1 rRNA gene is annotated in these 351 nt (G+C 43.3%); it reads right to left on the minus strand.

Going from position 1 to position 351, the window contains the following annotated elements:
• Positions 1–110, minus strand: a 23S ribosomal RNA gene (locus tag MRBLMU1_RS25505); the annotation flags it as partial.
• Positions 111–351 lie beyond the last annotated feature (241 nt).

Genomic DNA, 351 nt, shown 5'->3' on the forward strand with positions numbered 1-351 from the left:
CTGCGGATCAAAGCTTGTTTGCTAGCTCCCCGCAGCTTATCGCAAGCTACTACGTCCTTCATCGCCTGTAATCGCCAAGGCATCCACCATGTGCACTTATTCACTTGTCCCTATAACGTTAGCCCCTTGCGACTAAACAAAGGAGCGGTTATAGAAATAAGAAGTACTACGTTGTTGCGTTTGTTGATACATACAATCATTACCCATCGCACCCACCTGTCGGTGTTTGCGATCAATAAAAATTTACTTACTTCTTCCAGATTGTTAAAGAACGTACAGCACTTGATCTCTAAAAGATCAAATCTAAAGGCTTACCCTTACATTTGAACTCTTGGTGGAGGATGACGGGAT

The sequence above is a fragment of the Burkholderia sp. LMU1-1-1.1 genome, from assembly GCF_040675865.1.
In the GTDB taxonomy this organism is placed as follows: Bacteria; Pseudomonadota; Gammaproteobacteria; order Burkholderiales; family Burkholderiaceae_D; genus Rugamonas.